Source organism: Achromobacter deleyi, from assembly GCF_902859705.1.
Taxonomy (GTDB): domain Bacteria; phylum Pseudomonadota; class Gammaproteobacteria; order Burkholderiales; family Burkholderiaceae_B; genus Achromobacter; species Achromobacter deleyi.
In genome coordinates, this window is the sequence record NZ_CADIJO010000068.1 from 1 (window position 1) to 568 (window position 568).

Here is a 568-nt window from a genome sequence, read left to right on the forward strand (position 1 = left end):
CAGTGCACCGCCCGCGACGAATTTTCCGCCCGACAGACCCAGCACATCGGCCGTGACCGTAGCGTTGCCGCCGGCCATCAGCGTGCCGGCATTCTGCAGGCCGCTGACCTGCATGCTCAATGTACCCAAGGGGCTGATGGAACCATCGGCCTGCAGGCCTGCAGTGAAGGCGCCGCGATTGTCCAGTTGCCGTGCCACGACACTGGCGTTGCCCGCCGAGGACATGGCGCCGGTGTTGGCGACTGAGCCCGGCGCATTGAGCGCCAGCGCGCCGCCCGCTGTGACCGTACCGTCGTTGACGATGTCGCGTCCGCTCTGCACCGACAGGTCAGTGGCGGCCTGCATGCGGCCGGACGGCAGAATCTTGACGTCGCCGTTGGCGCTGACGGTCAGCGTGCCGGTCAGCGCAGCCAAGTTGCCGCCGATGTTTACGCCCACACCGGCCTCGGTGCCGATCAGCCGGATGCTGTTGGCGTACATGCCGCCCAGGGCCGCGACGTCGATGGATACACCAGTCGTAGCGCCAGCGCCGGTCAGGGCCGACACATCGATACCGTCATACCCGACG

Annotated in this window: 1 protein-coding gene; it reads right to left on the reverse strand. The window is 67.4% G+C overall.

Annotated features, from left to right (window positions below):
- Nucleotides 1-568 (reverse strand): hypothetical protein (locus HV798_RS31580; RefSeq protein WP_175196697.1); only part of this gene is annotated, 568 nt, incomplete at both ends.